The sequence below is a fragment of the Algoriphagus sp. SE2 genome (genome assembly GCF_039563885.1).
Lineage (GTDB): Bacteria > Bacteroidota > Bacteroidia > Cytophagales > Cyclobacteriaceae > Algoriphagus.
On sequence record NZ_JBCLWJ010000016.1, the window covers coordinates 42065 to 63351 of the forward strand.

Consider the following 21287-nt stretch of genomic DNA (forward strand, 5'->3'; position numbering starts at 1 on the left):
AAAGGAAGTGTACAAAAATACACTTCCTTTTCTGTAATTTACCAAATACTTTTAGTAACCTGGATTTTGAGTCAGATTAGGGTTAGCATTGATTTGTTGTAATGGGATTGGAAATAAAGCTCTGTAAGGTTCAGATGCTTCTTTTTCCCACCATGGTTCATTCCATTTTCCAAATCTGATCATATCAGTTCTTCTGGATGCTTCTGCAAACAATTCATACCCTCTTTCATTATAGATATCATCTAGAGTCAAGGAATTATAGGCAGGCATTTTAGCTCTTGTTCTTACTTGATTGATTGCAGTCAAAGCATCTCCTGTTTTTCCTTGACGGAATGCTGCCTCTGCTTTGATTAATATGATATCTGATAATCTGATCAAAGGATAATCATTACTCATGTTAGAAGGTGAGCCGGAAGCAAATTCAAATTTACCAACTCTTACTCCTGCTTGTCTAAAAGCGTTTGGAGCAAGCATATTAATTTCTGGAGTGAAAGTCAAAGGTTCTCCATCTGGATCATTGGCTTCTGCAGAAATATCATTTAATCTAGTTCCATCAGCAGCAAATTGTGGGCCTTCCAGGAAACTTTGTTTTCTCACGTCGTTGTCATCAAAACTATTATAGAACTCTTCTAAAGAAGCATATCCATTCCATGGCTGCTCTTGCAAGTTGAATGTATTTTGACTTAGGTAGTGAAGTGTCATTTGGACCAAGTTGAATCCACCTGCATTGTTTTCATCATACGGTAGTGTTAAAATATTCTCAGTTGATCCTCCGTTTCTGGTTGCAAAGTTGCTAAAGAAGTTTGAAGACAAAGAATATAAACCACTGTTAATAACAACATCAGCAGCAGCTTCTGCATCAGCCCATCTAGGTGTACCTGTATAGATTTCTGCATTAAGATAAAGCTTAGCCAGCATTGCATGAGCTGTATAATAATTGATGGTAGTTTTAGTATTAGACTTAACTAAAAGATCCACATTATCCAAAATAGAAGACTCGATAAAATCAAACACTTCTTGCCTTGAATTATTGGATGGATTTCCACCTGTTGAAACTTCTGTTATGATAGGTACATTTCCAAAACTATCGATGAGCCAAAGGTAAGATAGGGCTCTAAGTACTTTTAATTCTGCATTTAATGCTTCCACATCTGGGAATGAAATGATCAAGTTGTTGATTTCTCCAATCGCAGTGAAGCAATAGTTCCAAGAGTTATTGAAAGCTTCATCAGAAGGAGACCAGGTGTGTCTGTGCATTCTTAACCATAGTCCACCATCTTCCCAGTCGGCTCCTTTTTGAGGTATTGCCATTTCATCCGACGCCACTTCATAGATTGACCATATGCTATTATGACCACCCCAGCTTCCTACTATTCTTGAATATGCAGAAGCTTTCAATACGTCAATCAACTCTGGATTATTACTGTTAGCTACATCTTCAGGAGTAACTCCATCGAGGACCTCCTGATCCAATTCCCAACATGATCCCAATAAAAACACCATTGGAACCACTAGACAAATTTTACTTATATATTTTAGCATGTCTCTGATTTTTGATTGATTATTTAAAATTTACAGTTACACCCAAAGTCAGTGATCTAGTCTGGAAGTAGGTATTTCTTCTTTCAATACCTGGCGATAATGAAGTAGTAAAACCATCTCCATTTTCAGAATCTGTAATTCTTACTTCAGGATCAACCCCTGTGTAATTTGTAATTGTGAATAAGTTCTGTGCAGCAAAATAAACTCTGAAAGAATTTAAGTTAGGAGAACTTGTTTTGAAATTATAACCCAATTCCATATTGTCTAATCTTACGAAACTAGCATTTTCGATATAAGAGCTATTGAATGTAGGTGTAGACGTAACTAGAGGTGATGTTGGAGTCTTATCAGTGACAACAGAATTCCAAGTATTTGATCCAGCATCAGCATTTTCATAGAATCCTCTGTAAGAATTATACAAGTCATGACCCCATGCTCCTCTTAAAAAGAAACTTAAATTCCATTGTCCGTAGACAAAGTTATTTGCAAAACCGAATTCACCTTTTGGTAGACCGTTTCCTAGTTTTTCAAATTCATTTGGATCAGTGGTAGATAGAATGTATTCTCCACCATCTGTTAATCCATTTAATCTCGGACCGTAGAAATCACCAAGCGTCTGACCAACTCTGTTATAAATCATTGGGTTGTTATTCTGTCCAGGAGATCCCGGAGGGGCAAACCTCAATTCTTCAAATCCAAGATCTCCAGCTGATAAACTTTCAATTGTTGTCTTTTGATATATAGTGAAGTTGATACTTGGGCTCCAATTGATGGGGCCCAATTCTATTGCGTTTGCTGCTAATGCGAATTCAAAACCTCCAGCTTTCAAATCTGCAAGATTTACCCAAGTGGAAGATGCTGTATTAAATCTTCCAGGATCGAATGGGTTTGGTGCTCCAGTTGCAACAGGCACATTAAATAACAAGTCAGAAATATTCCTAACATAGTAATCCATGCTACCGGTGAATTTGTCATTAAACAAACCGAAGTCAATACCGAAGTTAATCTCGCTTTTAGTTTCCCATTTTAGATCTTTGTTGGGATTTGAGTTTTGAACAATACCTACATAAACGTCATTTGTTGTCAGAGGATCACCGTCCAAATCAATTCGGTTCCCGTTTCCATAAGCACCTAATGCTAAGGTAGGAGAAGGGGGAAGGTTTCCAGTGATACCATAAGATACTCTTGGTTTGAATTGGCTGAAGATTCCCATGTCAAAAATCTGATTGAAATCAGCACCGGCACTGAAGGCGGGAAAAATACCAGTCTGGTTGTTATCACCGAATCCTGAATAAGTTTCAGCTCTTACCGATGCAGAGAAGAAGTAGGTATTATTATAGTTGAAGTTTGCTCTTCCGAATAAAGAATTAAGCTTGTCTTCGTTCGCAAATGATGAAACATCCGTATTGTTTCCAAGTCTGATAGAACCTGCCCCAAGATTATTCCATCCTAGATCAAAGAGATATTGTCTAACTCTTGCATTGAATCCTTGGTTTTTAGTTGTCTGAGTTGCCCCGCCGCCTAACAAGGTTAAATTTAAACTAGGAGATAAATCAACTTCATATCTGATTGTTGATTCAAAGATTTTTTGAGATCTGTCAAAAGTATTTCTTTGTGCAGAACCACCGGCTCCCAATCCAACTTGGAAATCATATTGTGACCAAAATGCTCCTGAAAGTGTATTTCTTCTATCCTGAGAATACTGAGCAGAAACAGTCAAATTTGGAAGAATGTCATATTCTGCTCTGTAAGATGTCAAAGCAGTTTTAGTTTCACCAATAAATTGCTGTTGGTTTGCTAATGCAACAGGATTGTAGAAGTCAAATAAATCTCTTTGGAAATATCCATCGAAACGATTAACTGCATCTTCAGAATTTTCGAAAACTGGAGCAGTTGGATTATATAATGTCGCATATCTAAATGCTGCATCATTGATTGATTCTGAGTCTACATTGGTAAATGACAAGTTTACATTAAATCTCAATTTATTGTCAAGAACTCCCTGTTGTAAATTCAATCTTGTATTAAGTCTCTTGTTAGAAACACCGTTTACAATACCTTGGTTATCTCTGTAGTTAACTGAAGCCATGTAGTTGGTATTGTTAAAGCCACCGGAAACGCTAGCATTAGTAGTATAAGAGAATGCATCATCAATCAATTCATTTCTCCAATCAGTATTACTTCCAAAATCAGTTCCACCTCTTTCCACAAATTCTTCTGCAGAAAGTATTGGAATTAAATTGGTTGCCTGATCCATTGTTCCAAAAGCATTAATTGAAACACTTGCTCTACCATCTTTACTAGATTTCTTCGTTGTTGTAATAAGAATAACACCTGAAGAACCTCTAGCGCCATAAATAGCAGCAGCAGATCCATCTTTCAACACATCAATAGATTGGATATCATTTGGATCCACATTTTCAAGGGATGCTCCAATTACTCCGTCTAGTACAATTAGGGGAGAAGAGTTTGCTCCAAATGTAGATAGACCTCTCAGTCTAACATTGAATCCTGAGTTTGGGTTACCACCTGGTCTTGTGATTGATAGACCAGCAACTTTACCCTGTAATAATTGAGCTGGGTTGGAAACATTACCTCTGTTAAAATCTTCAGGTTTCACCCCTACAACTGCGGATGTAATCTCCTTTTTATCTTGAGAACCATATCCAATTACCACTGCTTCCTGCAGACTTTGGATATCTTCTTCCAAATTCACAGTGATTGTAGATTGGTTCCCGATTTCAATTTCCTGGGTTAAGTATCCAACAAATGAAATCACCAAAATTTGATCTCCGGCTTGTAGTTCAATAGAGAATTTACCGTCCAAGTCAGTGGCTACACCACGAGTGGTACCCTTCACCAATACCGTAGCACCTGGAACAGGGTCTCCAAAACTAGCATCCAGGACTGTACCAGTCACAGATCTATTTTGGGCGTTTACAGCTGTTGAAATCCCTACTAAAAGGGTCATCAATAGCAGAAACGACTTTAGTTTTTGTAAATAATTTCTCATAGGGTTTTTTGTTTGTTTAAAAAGCGAAATAGGTATGAGTACTTAATTTCGAGGCTAAAGTGGATGTAATTGTTTGATTTTGCAATTGGTGACAAACCCCTGAACTGTATGTTTAAAAAACTATATTTAACAGATTATTCCTTCTATTAGATAATATTTATCTAATCGAGTAAATTATAGTTGAATAAACAATGGAAATCGATTTCTATTTACGAATACTTAAAAAATTGCATTTTTATTAATTTTTTCGAAATTCTATCGCCTTTTGAAACATCCTCATACGGCCCAAAAAACATATTTTTAATTTTTTTTAGGAAGTTCGGCTAAATGTTTAATTATTTCTTTGGCTATAAACGATCAGATTACGTATCAACTATAAAAATTTAATTAGAAAAGTCTAACTAATTAATTGATACTACTCAGAACCCATTCAAAAATTTGGTTATTAAGCTCAATATTTCTTAAATGATATGAATAAATTCTAGTGTCAAGACATTTTAAAGATATATTTATCCTATAAGAATTAATATATGATTCAATATTTAAAGTTTTTAAAGTATCCCATTTTTGGAATTTTATTTTTCATTTCTTTTTTCACTTATTCCCAAGGTATAAGAGGCAAGGTGGTTTCTTCAGATGGAGAGATTTTACCTTATGCTTCAGTTTATATTAGGAATTTGGGAGATGGGGTACCTACCAATCAGGACGGACGATATGAGTATAAGCTTGATCCTGGTGTTTATGATGTTTTGATTCAGTTTTTGGGCTACAAATCACAGCTCAAAACAATAGAAATAAATGATACTTGGGTTGAGCTTGATTTTACTTTAGAACCACAAGTATATACGCTCAGTGAAGTGGAAGTGAGAGCAGGTCAGGAAGACCCCGCTTTAACAATCATGAGAAAGGCGATCTCAAAAGCTAAGTTTCATAGACTACAACTTCAGCAGTACAGTATGACTGTGTATTTAAAAGGTACAGGACAATTAACGGATGCTCCTTTTTTCCTGAAGAAAACTCTTGAAAAAGAAGGAATGAAACTTAATGAAGCTTATACCAGTGAGTCAGTTTCTCGAATCACTTTTACGCTACCAAATAAAGTAGAGGAAAAAGTAATATCAATTAGAACCAATGGTGATAATCAGTCAACTTCGCCAGCTCCTTACATCCAAACCAGTTTTTACCAAGACAAAATCAATGATATTATTTCGCCACTTTCAAGGTCTGCATTTGCTTATTATAGGTTTAAATATGAAGGTAGTTTTTTTGATCAGGATGTCTTGGTAAATAAAATACGAGTAACCCCAAGATCAAGAGGAGAGCGAGTATTTGAGGGATATATTTATATTATTGAAGATCTTTGGGCAATCCATTCACTTAATCTGAAGACTTCTCTTCTTGGATTTGATATTCAAGCAACCCAGCAATATGCACTTGTTGCGGAGAATGTTTGGATGCCACTTACCCATACATACACCTTTGGCGGCAAGTTCTTTGGTTTTGAAGGGGAATTTAAATATCTGGCTTCTACCCGTGAATATGAAGTGACATTAAATCCAGATTTGGCCTACGTTCCGGATATTATTGATGAAAAAGTTCAGGAAGTTCCCGAAGAAGCGGTTGAGTTTAAAAAGTCAGAATCAGCTTTGGAGCAATTGGCAAAAGAACAACCAACCACAAGAAAGGAATACAGAAAACTTATAAATGAGTATGAGAAAGAGGCGTTGAAAGAAAGAGATGAGCCTGAGGTGATTTCGGAGAGCTACTACAGTATCGATTCTTTAGCAAAAAAGAGAGCGCTGTCTTATTGGGATAGTATTCGCCCTGTACCGCTTACAGAGAAAGAAATAGAAGGATACAAAAGGGATGACAGTCTTGCTGTGGTAGAAGTAGCTAAAATAAGTGAGGTGGATTCTGTTGCAAAAAAAGCCAGAAGTAAATACAAACCTCTAGATTTTATGAACGGTTCTTCTTATAGCTTCGGGAAAGGGATTTCTGTAGGTTTTAAACAAAATTGGACCAAAATTTCATTCAATACAGTAGAAGGATTTAAACTCGGCATGGGGCTTTTCTATAGAAAATATCAGGAGGAAAAACTTGCAGATAGTGTAAATCGCATCCGAAAAAGCTTCAATATAGAACCCGAGTTAAGATATGGATTTTCTAGTAATCAGTTCTATAGTAAGGTTGATTTTAGATGGTCAACAACAAAACCAATATCGGGAACAACTTTCGGATTGGAGGGAGGTAAATTTATCTACCAATTTAATGGAGGTGAGCCAATTAATGAACAGGTAAATGCCCTTTACTCCCTTTTGTTCAGGCAAAATTACATGAAATTATATGAACAAGATTTTGCAAGGGTCTATTGGGCACATCGAGTGAATTACGGATTTACCTACAGGGCAAACCTAATGTATGCAAAAAGAAATCAACTTTTCAATAATTCTAATTACAGTTGGTATAATAAGGAAGAAAGAGTATATACTTCAAACCAACCTGAAAATGTAGAAATCGAAGATGTAGCATTTCAAGATCATGAAATTTTAAAGTTCAATACAAGTATAGAATGGAGACCTGGCGTGAAATATGGAATTAGAAATGGCAGGAAATATCCGATTACAAGTAATTCTCCCCTGATTAAATTTAATTACACTAAGGGGATCGGTAGTTTATTGGATTCTGAAACTGCTTCAGATTTTGACCACATTGAGTTGGGAATAGAACATTTCTTTGAATTTGGAGTCAGCGGTAAATTTGATTTTAATGTTTCAGCAGGTACATTTTTGAATAATAATCAAGTGTATTTTCAAGATTATCAGCATTTCGGCGGGAATAGAACAATCTTCTCCAATTTTGGGCCTGCTTCAAATTTCCGATTCATGGATTATTACAAATACAGCACCAATACTTCTTATGTGTCGGGAATATTCCATTACCAATTCCGCAAATTTCTACTTACTCAATTACCTATGTTGAGGTTTTCAGGAGTTAGGGAGAACATTTTCTTTAATTATCTGAAAACTGAAAACTCTCCAAATTACATGGAAGTAGGGTATTCTTTGGACAACCTTTTCAGGATTTTCCGATTGGAGGTGGGAGCAGGATTTGAAAATGGCAATTATCTCAGAGGCGGAGTTCGATTCGGGATTGCTACGTTTATCCAGGTTAACTAAGCTGAAAAAAAATAAAACCCGATATAAACCGGGCTTTTTCTAATCTATCAAAAATTTAAACTTTCATGATATCTGCTTCCTTCTTAACTAATAGCTCATCTATTTTAGATGAGTATTGATCTGTTAATTTTTGAACCAGATCTTCAGCTCTTTTTATTTCATCTTCTGATGCGCCATCTTTTTGGAGCTTTTTTAATGAATCATTGGTTTCTTTTCTAACTGTTCGAATTGAAATCTTTCCGTTTTCACATTCATTTTTAGCTTGTTTTACCAAATTGATTCTCCTTTCTTCAGTGAGTGCAGGTATTGTCAAAATTATAAGTTCCCCGTTGTTTTGAGGGGCTAATCCCAGGTCAGAATTAATGATGGCTTTTTCAATTTCACCAATAAGGTTTTTTTCCCAAGGCTTAATCGAAAGGGTTCTTGCATCTGGTGTATTCACAGAAGCAACTTGAGTTAGGGGAGTCGGAGCCCCATAATATTGGACCATTATTCCATCCAACAAATTTGGCATCGCTTTACCAGCACGGATTTTTAGTAATTCAGCTCCGGTATGGTCTACGGCCTTTTGCATCAATTCTTTGGCTTCGTCTAAGAATAATTCGATTTCTTCCATAATCTTAAGGTTAAAGTGTTGTAATCAAAGTTCCAACTTCCTCTCCTTCTACGAGTTTACTTAAATTACCAGTTTTGTTCATGTCAAACACAATGATTGGTAGGTTGTTTTCCTGACAAAGTGTAAATGCCGTCATATCCATAACATTCAGGTTTTTTTCATACACTTCATGGAAAGATATGGTTTTATATTTAGTCGCAGTAGCATCTTTTTCTGGGTCTGCAGTGTAAACCCCATCAACTCTAGTACCTTTCAAAACCACATCCGCTTCTACTTCTATCGCTCTTAAACTAGCGGTAGAATCAGTTGTAAAATAGGGGTTTCCTATTCCCGCACCAAAAATAACAATTCTGCCTTTTTCCAAATGGCGGATTGCTCTTCTACGGATAAATGGCTCACAAACGCTTTCAATTTTGATCCCAGACATCAATCTAGTGTAAAGGCCAGATTTTTCAAGGGCACTTTGTAAAGCCATTGCATTAATTAAAGTTGCTAACATACCCATGTAATCTCCCTGTACCCGGTCGATTCCAGATTGGGCAGCTTGAACTCCTCTAAAAATATTCCCACCTCCAATTACGATCGCAATTTCTACTCCCATTTCCTTAACCTTCATGATTTCTTTGGTGTATTGCTGAAGTCTATTTGGGTCGATTCCGTAATTTTTATCTCCCATGAGAGCCTCACCACTTAGTTTAAGGAGTATTCTTTTATATTTCATAGATGGATTTATTTGCAATGGAGTTGCTGAATAGAATTTTTTTGATCAAATAATCCGACAAATATAATTCCTTCATGGCATTATGCTAGGGCAAATCTAATTTTTGCCTTTTGTAAGTATAAATTACTTTTTAGAATTGAATCAATACTTGATTTTTTTCTACGCTCTGTTTAAGGTTTACTTTTACCGCTTTTACCAAACCATCTCCAGGAGCTTTGATAATATTTTCCATTTTCATAGCTTCTAAAATCAAGACAACATCCCCTTTCTTAACTTCATCCCCGGGCTTTACTTTGAGTTCTAAAATTAAACCTGGCATCGGGGCTTTTATATCTTTTACTAAACCAGCAGCGCTATTATTCATGCCCATTTTTTCCAGCAAAAGATCAAATCTGTCCTTTAATTGCAGAGACACGGTTTTATTGTTTAGTCGAATCTGAAGAGTTTTGGTTTCCCTTTCAAATGAAATCAATTCAGCTTCAAGGGATTGATTGTTCCGAATGAGATGAATCTTTCTATCTGAAATCCATTCTAAATCCCATTCTATTTTTTTATCGTTAACCTCTGTCAGGTTTTCGGCTTTTTCTACCGAAAAGGTTTCGTCCTGGATAGTTACTGAAAACATTACCATTTATTTGAAGCTGAAAATATTATATCCGATCTTTTCGGTCTTTCTTTTCTCAAATATGAAACAAATGCAAACTAAGGCAAAAAATATTTTGCAAAAGTCTACCAAGTTAGGACTTGGATTACTAATTATTCTCCTCGGTTCTTGTAAATCTTCTCAGGATATTTCTCAAAAAACTGAAGAGAAAGAAGATTTGGAATTAAGTATGGACACCAACCCAGAAGAGATAATTGATACGATGAAGATTTTGAAACTCATCGATGAGAAAGAAAAAGAAATTTTAAACTATAAAGGATCTGCAACCCGTTTTTTTGATTTGATTCATACAGACTTAGAAATAGATTTTGATTATCAAAGACAAGCTGTTCTAGGAAAGGCCGTGCTTACCATGAAGCCTTATTTCAAACCGCAAAGAGAAGTCGTTTTAGACGCTCAGGATTTTGAAGTGGGTAAAATTTATTTTGTTCAGAAGTCTGACAGCACAAGTTTAGCTTACACTTATAACGAGCAACAATTACGAATTTTTCTTCCAAGGGAAGTTTCAAAGGATGATACCTTTGATATCTCAATGACATACACTGCTTTTCCTGAGAGAAACTCAGGAAATGGAAGTCAAGCTATAACAGATACCAAAGGCCTTTACTTTATTGATCCAAAAGGTGTGGACCCATTCAAATCAACAATGATTTGGACTCAAGGAGAGACTGATCATAATTCTAAATGGTTTCCTACTATTGATCATCCCAATGAGAGAATGACTCAACTTTTTAAATTAACGGTACCAGATTCCATGATTTCAATTGGGAACGGGGAATTGATAAATCAAAAGGATCTGGGGAATGGGTTTCATTTTGATTATTGGGAAATGAAAATGCCACATGCCCCTTATTTGGCTGCTTTTGCAATCGGTAATTTTGGAAAAGTGGAGGCAAACTGGGAGGGTGTTCCCCTCGGATATTTTGTAGAAAAAGGATTCGAGAAAGGGGCTAAAATAGTTTTTCAAAATACACCTGAAATGATTGGATTTTTTTCTGAAAAGCTCGATTTCAAATTTCCATGGCCTAAATATGACCAAGTTGTAGTGAAAGACTTTGTTTCCGGTGCAATGGAAAATACCACCGTTTCGATTTTTATGGAAGAACTGAAACTTAGCGAGGTGGAAGCGGTAGATTCGGAATGGGATTATATTATCGCACATGAACTTTTTCACCAATGGTTTGGAGACTTTGTAACCACGGAATCATGGGCTAATCTTACTTTGAATGAGGGATTTGCCAATTATAGTGAATATTTATGGAACGAATATAAATATGGAAAAGACCAGGCAGCATTAAAGCTGGTAGCTGAAATGGAAACCTATTTCCAGGAAGCTTTGAGCAAGCGAGTTGACTTAATCCGCTATCAATATGAGGATTCTGAGGATATGTTTGATTCTCATAGCTATTCAAAAGGTGGAGTAATCTTACATATGCTAAGAAAGTATCTCGGAGACGACGCTTTTTTTCAGGGACTGAATTTTTACCTAAATGAGCATGCACTTTCGAGTGTAGAAGTTCATGATTTGAGGCAAGCTTTTGAACAAGTGAGTGGGGAAGATTTGAATTGGTTTTTTAACCAATGGTATTTGGATAAGGGGCATCCTGAGCTTTTAATAGAAATAGATTACACTATACCGGAAAATGTCTTGATTTCTGTAACCCAAATTCAGGATTTGGAAATTACGCCTCTTTATCAAATTCCATTTGAGGTGAGCTGGTATGAAAATGGGGAAAGACAAGTGAAGCAGTTTATGCTCAAAGAAGCTTTCCAGCAATTTGCATTAGAAAATGGGAAGGAAACGGACTTGGTGATGTTTGATGAAAATAAGGATCTCTTAATTGTAAGAAATCAGCAAAACTCTAAAGAGCAATGGGTAAGTCAATTTGAGAGGTCCGAATTAGGAATAGCCAGATATGAAGCATTAGATAGTTTGGTTGCTTTAGAGGCATATGAAGAATTAAAATTATTGATTCCAAAGGCCATCGAGGATGATTTTTGGTCCATAAGAGAATTGGGTTTGGGAATTCTGCAGAGTCATACTGAGTGGATGGTTGAAAATCCTGGGTTAGAAGAGGCAGTTTTTAGAATTTTGGGAAGTAAATCTAAAAATTCAGTCAGAGCGGGAGCTATAGATGTCTTATCAAGTTTTGATGCTAAAAAATATGAACGAACTTTTTTGGAATTGTTAGAAGAGCGATCTGTTTTAGTGACAAGTTCAGCTTTAATGGCTCTTACAAGTATTGATGAATTAGAGTTAGATGAGGAAATAGTCGGTAAATATTCCGAAGAAAATAATTATCGGTATGTCATTCCCATTTCAGAGTATTTTATTACCAAACCCATTTTGGGAAAGGGAGAATGGTTTAATGATAAAATTAAAAGACTTTCAGGTGAGGGCTTATATTTCTTTTTAGGGTATTATGGAGAATATTTTAGCAGGTTCCCTGAAGAAGGAAAATTAAAAGCAGTGGAAAATCTAAAAGAAATTATGAAGTCTGATCCTCAAAATTTCATTCGCTTAGGAGCCTTTCAAGCGATTTTAGCTTTTTCAGATGACCCGAAGGTTTTGGAAGAAATTTCTGAGATTGCGGCTTTAGAAAAAGACCCAGAGCTTAAAAGCTATTATGATTATTTTATGGAAGCCTTAAAAGATGAAAATTAATCGATTGATTTTTAGTTGGTTGTGTAATAAGTGAATAAAATCTTTTCAAATTTGAAATTCATCCTTTGATACTTTCAGAAAAGGCTATAATTTTGCCATCCGTTACGATAGATAGGTCTTTCAAAAAGACTTAAAAAAGTAGCGAAAGTTGGGGGAATACCAAAGCGGCCAACTGGGACGGACTGTAAATCCGTTGACTTATGTCTTCACAGGTTCGAATCCTGTTTCCCCCACAATTGTCTAATGCAAAATTTTTTCCTAGTTTTGCAGGGCTAAAAAAATTCGGCTTAGCCGGAAGAAAGCGGGAGTAGCTCAGTTGGTAGAGCGGCAGCCTTCCAAGCTGCAGGTCGCGGGTTCGAGCCTCGTCTCCCGCTCAATACTTTTCTTAGGGAAAGTATCGGGCTTAAGCCGACGTAGCTCAGGGGTAGAGTACTTCCTTGGTAAGGAAGGGGTCACGGGTTCAAATCCCGTCGTTGGCTCATATGGCTTTAATAAATTAATATAAACATATCTTTAAACTTAAACTGAGGATTTTCACGCATGGCAAAAGCACAATTCGACCGTTCCAAGCCGCACGTTAATATCGGTACGATTGGTCACGTAGATCATGGAAAGACCACTTTGACTGCTGCCATCACTACCGTTTTGGCTAGTAAGGGTCTATCTGAATTAAGAGATTTCTCTTCTATCGACAACGCTCCAGAAGAAAAAGAAAGAGGTATTACCATTAACACCTCTCACGTAGAATATCAAACTGCAAAAAGGCACTACGCTCACGTAGATTGTCCTGGTCACGCTGATTACGTAAAGAACATGGTAACGGGTGCTGCCCAGATGGACGGTGCTATCCTTGTGGTAGCTGCGACTGATGGACCAATGCCACAGACAAGAGAGCACATCCTTTTGGCTCGCCAGGTAGGTGTACCAGCTCTTGTAGTATTCATGAACAAAGTGGACATGGTAGATGATCCAGAACTTCTTGAGCTTGTGGAAATGGAAGTAAGAGAACTACTTTCATTCTATGAGTTTGATGGTGACAATATTCCTGTAATCGCTGGTTCTGCACTAGGTGCATTAAACGGAGAAGAAAAGTGGGTTAATACTGTTATGGAGTTGATGGATGCTGTAGATGAGCATATTCCACTTCCTGAGCGTGCTATTGACAAAGACTTTTTGATGCCTGTAGAAGACGTATTCTCGATCACTGGTCGTGGTACAGTTGCTACTGGTAGAATCGAAAGAGGAGTAATCAACTCAGGTGAAGCAGTTGACATTATCGGTATGGGTGCTGAAGGACTTAAGTCTACAGTTACTGGTGTTGAGATGTTCCGTAAGATTTTGGACAGAGGTGAAGCTGGTGATAACGTAGGTCTTTTGTTGAGAGGTATTGAAAAAGCTCAAATCAAGAGAGGTATGATTATCTGTAAGCCAGGATCTGTAACTCCTCACGCTCATTTCAAAGCAGAAGTTTATGTATTGTCAAAAGAAGAAGGTGGACGTCACACTCCTTTCTTCAACAAATACAGACCTCAGTTCTACTTAAGAACTACTGATGTTACTGGAGAAATCAAACTTCCAGAAAACGTTGAAATGGTAATGCCAGGTGATAACGTAACTATTGAAGTGAATTTGCTTAATGCAGTTGCACTTGAGAAAGGACTTCGTTTTGCGATCCGTGAGGGTGGTAGAACTGTAGGTGCTGGACAGGTTACAGAAATCCTAGACTAATCAAAAATTTCAAATATTGAGCAATGCGATCCTGAAGTATTTTGGGATCGCATTTGTTTCTTTACTGAACAATACCTAATTTTGCGTTCCCATTAGCGGAACGTTCATTCACACGGGCATAGTTCAACGGCAGAATAGCGGTCTCCAAAACCGTTGATGGGAGTTCGAATCTCTCTGCCCGTGCCAGTAAGTATTACAATATGAATCTAAAAAACTTTGTTCTGGAATCTTATGATGAAATGAAAAACAAGGTCACTTGGCCGAAGTATTCTTTTCTTCAAAATAGTGCAGTTTTGGTTTTAGTTGCTTCTTTGATCTTTGCTCTCTTCATTGGGGTAATAGATTTAGGTTTCGAAAACATCATGAAATGGTTTTATGATTTATTTTAATTGAATTGATATTACAGAATGGCTGAACATAAGTGGTACGTACTCAGGGTAGTAGCTGGGCAGGAAAAAAAGACAAAAACCTACTTGGATAATGAAATTTCCAGGCAGAAGATTGACGAATATATTCCTGAAGTGCTAATTCCTTCTGAGAAGGTATATGAGATGCGAAATGGCAAAAAGCGTGTAAGGGAAAGAAATTTCTTTCCTGGATATGTTTTAGTCAATGCGGATCTCTCAAATGGTGAGGCCAATCACGTAATAACGAGTATCCCAGGTGTTATCGGTTTCTTAGGATCAAACCAGGGGGGAGCTTCCAAAACCCCTGAACCATTACGCCAATCAGAAGTCAACCGTATTTTAGGTAAGGTTGAAGAGATTGATGAGTTTGCTGAGAAATTAGATACTCCATTTATAGTAGGAGAAACCGTAAAAGTAATGGACGGTCCATTCAGTGGATTTACTGGGACAATAGAGGAGATATTTGATGAGAAGAAGAAATTGAATGTTATGGTCAAGATCTTCGGAAGAAATACTCCGGTAGAATTAAACTTTATACAAGTAGAAAAACAAGACTAAGCAATGGCTAAGGAAATCACTGGTTATTTAAAACTACAAGTGAAAGGTGGCCAGGCTAACCCGTCGCCTCCAGTAGGTCCAGCTCTTGGTTCCAAGGGTTTGAACATAATGGAGTTTTGTAAACAGTACAATGCACGTACCCAAGATAAAATGGGACAGGTGCTACCAGTATTGATTACAATTTTCTCGGATAAGTCTTTTGAATTCGTAGTAAAAACTCCTCCTGCGGCAAATATGTTGCTTGAGGCTGCGAAATTGAAAGGTGGTTCTGCTGAGCCTAACCGTAAGAAAGTAGGTTCTGTTACCTGGGATCAGGTAAAAGAAATAGCAGAGGTTAAAATGCCTGACCTGAATGCTTTCAAAGTAGAGTCAGCTATGAAAATGATAGCTGGTACAGCTAGAAGCATGGGTATCACAGTATCTGGACAAGCCCCTTGGGAAGTATAAATAAAAAACAATGGCTAAGTTAACAAAAAAGCAAAAAGAAGCTCTTTCTAAGTACGACCCAAGCCAAGAGTACTCCCTTGAGGCAGCTTCTTCTATCGTAAAGGAAATTACCAGCACTAAGTTTGATGCTTCTATAGATCTTGACATCCGATTGGGTGTTGATCCAAGGAAGTCAGATCAGATGGTGAGAGGGGTTGTTGCCCTTCCTCATGGTACTGGAAAAGACATCAAAGTATTGGTGCTTTGTACTCCTGATAAAGCGGCAGAAGCAACTGAAGCGGGTGCAGATTATGTGGGCTTGGATGACTACATAGCTAAGATTGAAGGCGGATGGACTGACATTGATGTCATCATCACAATGCCTAATGTAATGGCGAAAGTAGGTAGATTAGGTAGAGTGCTAGGGCCTAGAGGTCTTATGCCAAATCCTAAATCAGGAACAGTTACACTAGATGTAGCAAAAGCTGTAAAAGAGGTTAAAGCAGGTAAGATTGATTTCAAAGTTGATAAATTTGGAATTATTCACGCGAGTGTCGGTAAAGTTTCTTTTACTCCTGAAAAAATTCAGGATAATGTACGAGAACTTATGGTGACTATCTCAAAGCTTAAGCCTAGCTCATCGAAAGGTACTTATTTCAAGAGTATCCATTTATCAAGTACAATGTCTCCTGGAATCGCAGTAGACAAGGGTAGCATTCAAGGTATTTAATTATGACTAGAGACGAAAAGAAAGTAATAATCGACGGTCTTACTGAGAAATTTAGAGAAAACCCTTTCTTCTATATCACGGATGCTTCAGGTTTTACTGTTGCTCAAGTGAATGCATTCAGAAGAACTTGTTTTGAAAAAGGTGTTGAGTACAAAGTTTACAAAAACACGCTTATTCAAAAAGCTTTGGAAAATTTAGATGCAGATTTTTCGCAACTAAGTTCTGAGGCCTTGAAAGGATTCTCTGGAATTATATTCTCAAAAGAGACAAGTAATCTTCCAGCAAAAGTATTGCTGGATTTCAGAAAAAAAATAGGTAAAAAAGCGACAAGACCTGTATTTAAAGGTGCTTCAATTGATACAGATATATTCATTGGAGAGGAAAACCTCGAGATGCTGTCTAAGCTTAAATCTAAGCAGGAACTATTGGGCGACCTTATCGGATTGCTTCAATCTCCAGCTATGAACCTTATTTCTGCTTTGCAGAGTGGTCAAAACAACCTTACAGGTGTATTGAAAGCTCTTGCTGAGAAGGAAGAAAATTGAGTAAAAAAAATAAAATAAAACACAAAAAATAAATTTCAAATAAAATGGCAGATCTTACGAAACTTGCAGATGAGTTGGTGAACTTGACTGTTAAAGAGGTTAAAGAATTGACAGATATCCTTAAAGATCAGTACGGAATCGAACCTGCTGCTGCTGGTGTAGCAGTAGCAGCTGGTGCCGCTGGTGGAGGAGAAGCTGCTGCAGAAGAAGAGAAAACTTCATTTGACGTTATCTTGAAAGCAGCAGGAGCATCTAAATTAGCAGTAGTTAAATTGGTAAAAGAATTGACTGGACTTGGGTTGAAAGATGCTAAGGATCTAGTTGACTCAGCTCCTAAAGCGCTTAAAGAAGGCATTGCTAAAGACGAAGCTGAAGGCTTGAAGAAGTCTTTGGAAGAGGCTGGTGCTGAAGTAGAAATCAAGTAATTTGCTAAGCCAGAGCCTCTAGGTTATGGTTTAGCCCATGAGACCTGACTAAAATAGTCAGGTCTTTTCCTGTTTATGCACAGGTATAAAATTGCATTATTTTAAGCGAAAATTGTCGCATTTCGTTAATTAATTTCACTATAAACATATACTACCTTGGCTATCAAGAATCAAACCGAAAGGAAAAGTTTCTCCTCCATTAAGGTGGTCAAAGACTATCCGGATTTTCTAGATATTCAGCTTCAGTCTTTTAAAGACTTTTTTCAGTTGGATACCCCCGCAGAAAAGCGCCGGGCAGACGGGTTATTTAAAGTATTTGCCGAAAACTTCCCAATCAGTGATTCCCGTGAAAATTTCACTTTGGAATTTATTGATTATGCAGTAGATCCTCCTAAGTATAGTGTAGGAGAATGTATTGATAGAGGTTTGACATATTCTGTCCCTTTGAAGGCAAAACTTAGACTTCTTTGTCACGATGAGGATAATGAGGATTTCGAAACCATTGAGCAAGAGGTTTTCTTGGGAAACCTTCCCTACATGACTGAGAAGGGATCCTTTGTAATCAATGGTGCAGAGAGAGTTATCGTTTCTCAGCTTCATAGATCTCCTGGTGTGTTCTTTGCACAAAGCAAGCATACCAATGGAACAAAACTCTATTCAGCTAGAATTATTCCTTTTAAAGGTTCCTGGATTGAATTTGCTACCGACATCAATAATGTCATGTATGCTTATATCGATCGGAAAAAGAAATTCCCGGTAACTACATTGCTTCGGGCAATTGGTTATGGTTCTGATAAAGACATCTTGGATCTATTTGGACTGTCTGAAGAGGTATCAGCTACCAAAAATGCTTTGAAAAAAGCTGCAGGTAGAAAATTGGCGGCAAGGGTTCTCAGGACTTGGGTAGAAGATTTCGTGGATGAGGATACTGGTGAAGTGGTATCAATCGATAGAAATGAGGTATTGCTTGAGCGTGATACCGTTCTTACAGATGAAGATATCTCAATGATTTTGGATTCGGGCTCTAAGAGTATCATTCTTCATAGAGAAGATGTTAATATTGCCGATTTCTCTATCGTTTATAATACATTGCAAAAAGATAATTCCAACTCTGAAAAAGAAGCAGTTGAGGTTATCTATCGTCAGTTGAGAAATACTGAAGCACCAGATGAGGCGACTGCAAGAGAAGTAATTCATAGCTTATTCTTCTCAGATAAGCGTTATGATCTTGGTGAAGTTGGTCGTTACAGAATCAACAAAAAATTAGGTCTTGATATCGAGTCTGAAAAAATTGTTTTAACAAAAGAGGATATTATTTCCATTGTGAAATATCTGATTGGGTTGATAAATTCTAAGGCTGTAGTCGATGATATTGACCACTTAAGTAACAGAAGGGTTAGAACAGTTGGAGAACAACTTTATAGCCAATTTGGGGTGGGGCTTGCCAGAATGGCTAGAACTATCCGTGAAAGAATGAACGTTCGTGACAATGAAGACTTTAAACCGGTCGATTTGATAAACGCTCGTACGCTTTCTTCTGTAATCAATTCCTTCTTCGGAACGAATCAGCTTTCTCAGTTTATGGATCAGACTAACCCATTGGCTGAGTTAACTCATAAGAGAAGACTTTCTGCTTTGGGACCTGGTGGTCTTTCAAGAGAAAGAGCTGGTTTCGAGGTTCGAGATGTACACTATACCCACTATGGTCGTCTTTGTACGATCGAAACACCGGAAGGTCCAAATATTGGTCTTATCTCTTCTCTTTGTGTTCATGCAAAAGTGAACTCAATGGGCTTCCTTGAAACACCTTACAGAAAGGTAAAAGATGGGAAAGTAAATATGGATAGGGGTGAAATTGTATTCCTGACCGCTGAAGAAGAAGATGATAATAATATCGCTCAAGCAAATGCTCCTTTAGATGACAAAGGGAATTTCTTGAATGAAAAAGTTAAGGCGAGATTTGAAGGGGACTTCCCAGTTCTTGAGCCAAGCGAAATTAGCTATATGGATGTGGCTCCAAATCAAATTGTTTCTGTAGCTGCATCTTTGATTCCTTTCTTGGAGCATGATGATGCAAACAGAGCCTTGATGGGATCAAACATGCAACGTCAGGCTGTTCCATTACTGAAAGCAGAAGCTCCTATTGTAGGAACAGGTCTTGAAGCTAAAGCTGCTGTGGATTCTAGATCCTTGATTATTGCTGAAGCTGATGGTGTAGTTGATTATGTTGACGCTAGAAAAATCACTATCAAATATGATCTTTCAGATGATGAATTATTAGTCAATTTCACTGACGAATATAAGTCTTATGACCTGATCAAATTTAGAAGAACAAATCAGGATACTACTATTAACTTGACTCCTTTAGTATTGAAAGGTCAAAAAGTAGTAAAAGGTCAAGTTCTTGTGGAAGGATATTCAACCAATGATGGTGAGCTTGCCTTAGGAAAGAACTTGAAAGTGGCATACATGCCATGGCAAGGATATAACTTTGAGGATGCGATTGTAATCTCTGAGCGAGTTGTTCGTGAAGATGTATTTACTTCCATTCACGTTGAAGAATTCCAACTGGAAGTAAGAGACACCAAGCGTGGAGAGGAAGAATTAACTTCTGAAATCCCTAACGTTTCCGAAGAAGCTGTAAAGCATTTGGATGAAAATGGTGTTATCAGAATCGGTGCGGAAGTAAAAGAAGGTGATATTATCATTGGTAAAATTACTCCAAAAGGTGAAACTGATCCTACTCCAGAAGAGAAGCTTCTAAGGGCGATCTTCGGTGACAAAGCAGGTGATGTAAAAGATGCATCTTTGAAAGCTTCTCCTTCATTAAATGGGGTTGTAATCGAGACTAAGTTATTTGCCCGTCCTAAAAAGGATAAGGATGTAAGAGTTAAAGCAAAAGCAGAAGTTGAAAAGCTTAAAGCAAAATACTCAAAAGACCTTTTGGGCATTAGAGCTCGAATGATCAATAAATTGGTTACACTTCTTGATGGCAAAACTTCTCAAGGGGTAAGACATAAGTTTGGTGATGAGATTATTAGTAAGGGGGTAAAATTCAATTTGAAAAATATTGAAAACAACCTATTCCCAGCTAAAAATCCTTACAGAGACGAAAGCAATTATAATGTTCCTGAAGAAGCTAATTTGATTTCTGATATCATTTTAGATGACTGGACAGATGATGTTCATACCAATGATTTGATTGTAAAATTGGTTAAGAATTATACCAATTCAAGAAACGAGATTTCAGGTCTTTTCAAAAGAGATAGATTTACATTGGAAGTTGGCGATGAACTTCCTGCTGGTATTGTAAAACTTGCAAAAGTTTATGTTGCTAAAAAGCGTAAACTAAAAGTAGGTGATAAGATGGCAGGTCGTCACGGAAACAAAGGTATTGTAGCTCGTATTGTAAGAGACGAAGATATGCCTTTCCTTGAGGATGGAACTCCAATGGATATTGTATTGAATCCTCTTGGTGTACCTTCCCGAATGAATATCGGACAGATTTTCGAAACTGTACTTGCTTGGGCAGGTCAGGTTCTAGGTAAGAAATATGCTACCCCAATCTTCGATGGAGCTTCTATGGAAGAAGTTTCTAATGAATTGGAGTTGGCAGGAGTTCCAGCTTATGGAAGAACTTATCTATATGACGGTCTATCAGGGGTGAAATTTGATCAGCCAGTGACGGTGGGTGTGTCTTACATGCTAAAGCTTGGGCACTTGGTTGATGATAAGATGCACGCAAGATCAATAGGTCCATATTCCTTGATTACGCAGCAACCATTGGGCGGTAAAGCTCAATTTGGCGGTCAGCGTTTCGGAGAAATGGAAGTTTGGGCACTGGAAGCTTTTGGTGCATCACACGTACTTCAGGAAATCCTGACAGTTAAATCAGATGACGTAATAGGTAGAGCAAAAGCTTATGAAGCTATTGTGAAAGGTGAAAACCTTCCTAAACCTAATATTCCTGAATCATTCAATGTATTGGTTCATGAACTAAGAGGTTTGGCTCTTGAAATTACCCTGGATTAAATTAGCTCATTAGGGCTCGCAAGAGCCCTTTACATATCT

The 21287-nt window shown here is 37.4% G+C and carries 15 protein-coding genes and 4 tRNA genes; 14 read left to right on the forward strand and 5 right to left on the reverse strand.

Features of this window, described 5'->3' with window-relative positions; translation table 11 throughout:
- Positions 1–51: 51 nt before the first annotated feature.
- Together AAGF08_RS16680 and AAGF08_RS16685 are read right to left on the reverse strand one after the other, a co-directional pair.
- Positions 52–1542, reverse strand: a complete 1491-nt coding sequence (locus AAGF08_RS16680) for a RagB/SusD family nutrient uptake outer membrane protein (RefSeq protein WP_343512460.1) — start codon at positions 1540–1542, stop codon at positions 52–54.
- Positions 1543–1561: 19 nt separating this feature from the next.
- A complete protein-coding gene (locus tag AAGF08_RS16685) occupies positions 1562–4555 on the reverse strand; it encodes a carboxypeptidase-like regulatory domain-containing protein (RefSeq protein WP_343512461.1) in 2994 nt (997 codons plus the stop codon).
- 530 nt (positions 4556–5085) lie between these two features.
- On the opposite strand from AAGF08_RS16685, the gene AAGF08_RS16690 reads away from it, so the two are divergent.
- A complete protein-coding gene (locus AAGF08_RS16690; RefSeq protein WP_343512462.1) occupies positions 5086–7731 on the forward strand; it encodes a DUF5686 and carboxypeptidase regulatory-like domain-containing protein in 2646 nt (881 codons plus the stop codon).
- 55 nt (positions 7732–7786) lie between these two features.
- Here AAGF08_RS16690 and frr read toward each other — a convergent pair whose 3' ends face one another.
- From frr to AAGF08_RS16705, 3 genes are all read right to left on the reverse strand, one after another.
- Positions 7787–8347 carry a ribosome recycling factor gene (gene frr / locus AAGF08_RS16695; RefSeq protein WP_343512463.1) on the reverse strand — a complete coding sequence of 187 codons (561 nt, stop codon included), beginning with the start codon at positions 8345–8347 and terminating at the stop codon, positions 7787–7789.
- Positions 8348–8357: 10 nt separating this feature from the next.
- Positions 8358–9068, reverse strand: a complete 711-nt coding sequence (gene pyrH, locus AAGF08_RS16700) for a UMP kinase (protein WP_343512464.1) — start codon at positions 9066–9068, stop codon at positions 8358–8360.
- Between the two features lie 130 nt (positions 9069–9198).
- Positions 9199–9693: an acetyl-CoA carboxylase biotin carboxyl carrier protein subunit gene (locus tag AAGF08_RS16705; protein ID WP_343512465.1), complete on the reverse strand. Its 495-nt coding sequence runs from the start codon at positions 9691–9693 to the stop codon at positions 9199–9201.
- Between the two features lie 70 nt (positions 9694–9763).
- On the opposite strand from AAGF08_RS16705, the gene AAGF08_RS16710 reads away from it, so the two are divergent.
- The 13 genes from AAGF08_RS16710 to rpoB all read left to right on the forward strand — a co-directional run bounded on the left by AAGF08_RS16710 (position 9764) and on the right by rpoB (position 21248).
- Complete coding sequence (locus tag AAGF08_RS16710) at positions 9764–12397, forward strand: M1 family metallopeptidase (protein ID WP_343512466.1); 2634 nt, start codon at positions 9764–9766, stop codon at positions 12395–12397.
- A gap of 150 nt (positions 12398–12547) precedes the next feature.
- Positions 12548–12630: transfer RNA gene (locus AAGF08_RS16715), tRNA-Tyr, on the forward strand.
- A 68-nt stretch (positions 12631–12698) separates the two neighbouring features.
- Positions 12699–12771: transfer RNA gene (locus AAGF08_RS16720), tRNA-Gly, on the forward strand.
- A 33-nt stretch (positions 12772–12804) separates the two neighbouring features.
- Positions 12805–12876 (forward strand) — tRNA-Thr (locus tag AAGF08_RS16725).
- A 61-nt stretch (positions 12877–12937) separates the two neighbouring features.
- Positions 12938–14125: an elongation factor Tu gene (gene tuf / locus AAGF08_RS16730; RefSeq protein ID WP_343512467.1), complete on the forward strand. Its 1188-nt coding sequence runs from the start codon at positions 12938–12940 to the stop codon at positions 14123–14125.
- A gap of 112 nt (positions 14126–14237) precedes the next feature.
- A tRNA-Trp gene (locus AAGF08_RS16735) sits at positions 14238–14311 on the forward strand.
- A 14-nt stretch (positions 14312–14325) separates the two neighbouring features.
- Complete coding sequence (gene secE, locus AAGF08_RS16740) at positions 14326–14514, forward strand: preprotein translocase subunit SecE (RefSeq protein WP_075349308.1); 189 nt, start codon at positions 14326–14328, stop codon at positions 14512–14514.
- 18 nt (positions 14515–14532) lie between these two features.
- Positions 14533–15090: a transcription termination/antitermination protein NusG gene (gene nusG / locus AAGF08_RS16745; protein WP_343512469.1), complete on the forward strand. Its 558-nt coding sequence runs from the start codon at positions 14533–14535 to the stop codon at positions 15088–15090.
- 3 nt (positions 15091–15093) lie between these two features.
- Positions 15094–15537 (forward strand): 50S ribosomal protein L11, encoded by a 444-nt coding sequence (rplK, locus tag AAGF08_RS16750; protein WP_074226865.1) that lies wholly within the window; start codon positions 15094–15096, stop codon positions 15535–15537.
- A 10-nt stretch (positions 15538–15547) separates the two neighbouring features.
- Entirely contained in the window at positions 15548–16246 is a 699-nt protein-coding gene (rplA, locus tag AAGF08_RS16755; protein ID WP_343512470.1) for a 50S ribosomal protein L1, read from the forward strand.
- A 2-nt stretch (positions 16247–16248) separates the two neighbouring features.
- Positions 16249–16791 carry a 50S ribosomal protein L10 gene (rplJ, locus tag AAGF08_RS16760; RefSeq protein WP_343512471.1) on the forward strand — a complete coding sequence of 181 codons (543 nt, stop codon included), beginning with the start codon at positions 16249–16251 and terminating at the stop codon, positions 16789–16791.
- A gap of 44 nt (positions 16792–16835) precedes the next feature.
- Positions 16836–17216: a 50S ribosomal protein L7/L12 gene (gene rplL / locus AAGF08_RS16765; RefSeq protein ID WP_343512472.1), complete on the forward strand. Its 381-nt coding sequence runs from the start codon at positions 16836–16838 to the stop codon at positions 17214–17216.
- Positions 17217–17372: 156 nt separating this feature from the next.
- On the forward strand, positions 17373–21248 hold the full coding sequence (rpoB, locus tag AAGF08_RS16770; RefSeq protein WP_343512473.1) for a DNA-directed RNA polymerase subunit beta: 3876 nt from the start codon (positions 17373–17375) through the stop codon (positions 21246–21248).
- Positions 21249–21287: the final 39 nt, after the last annotated feature.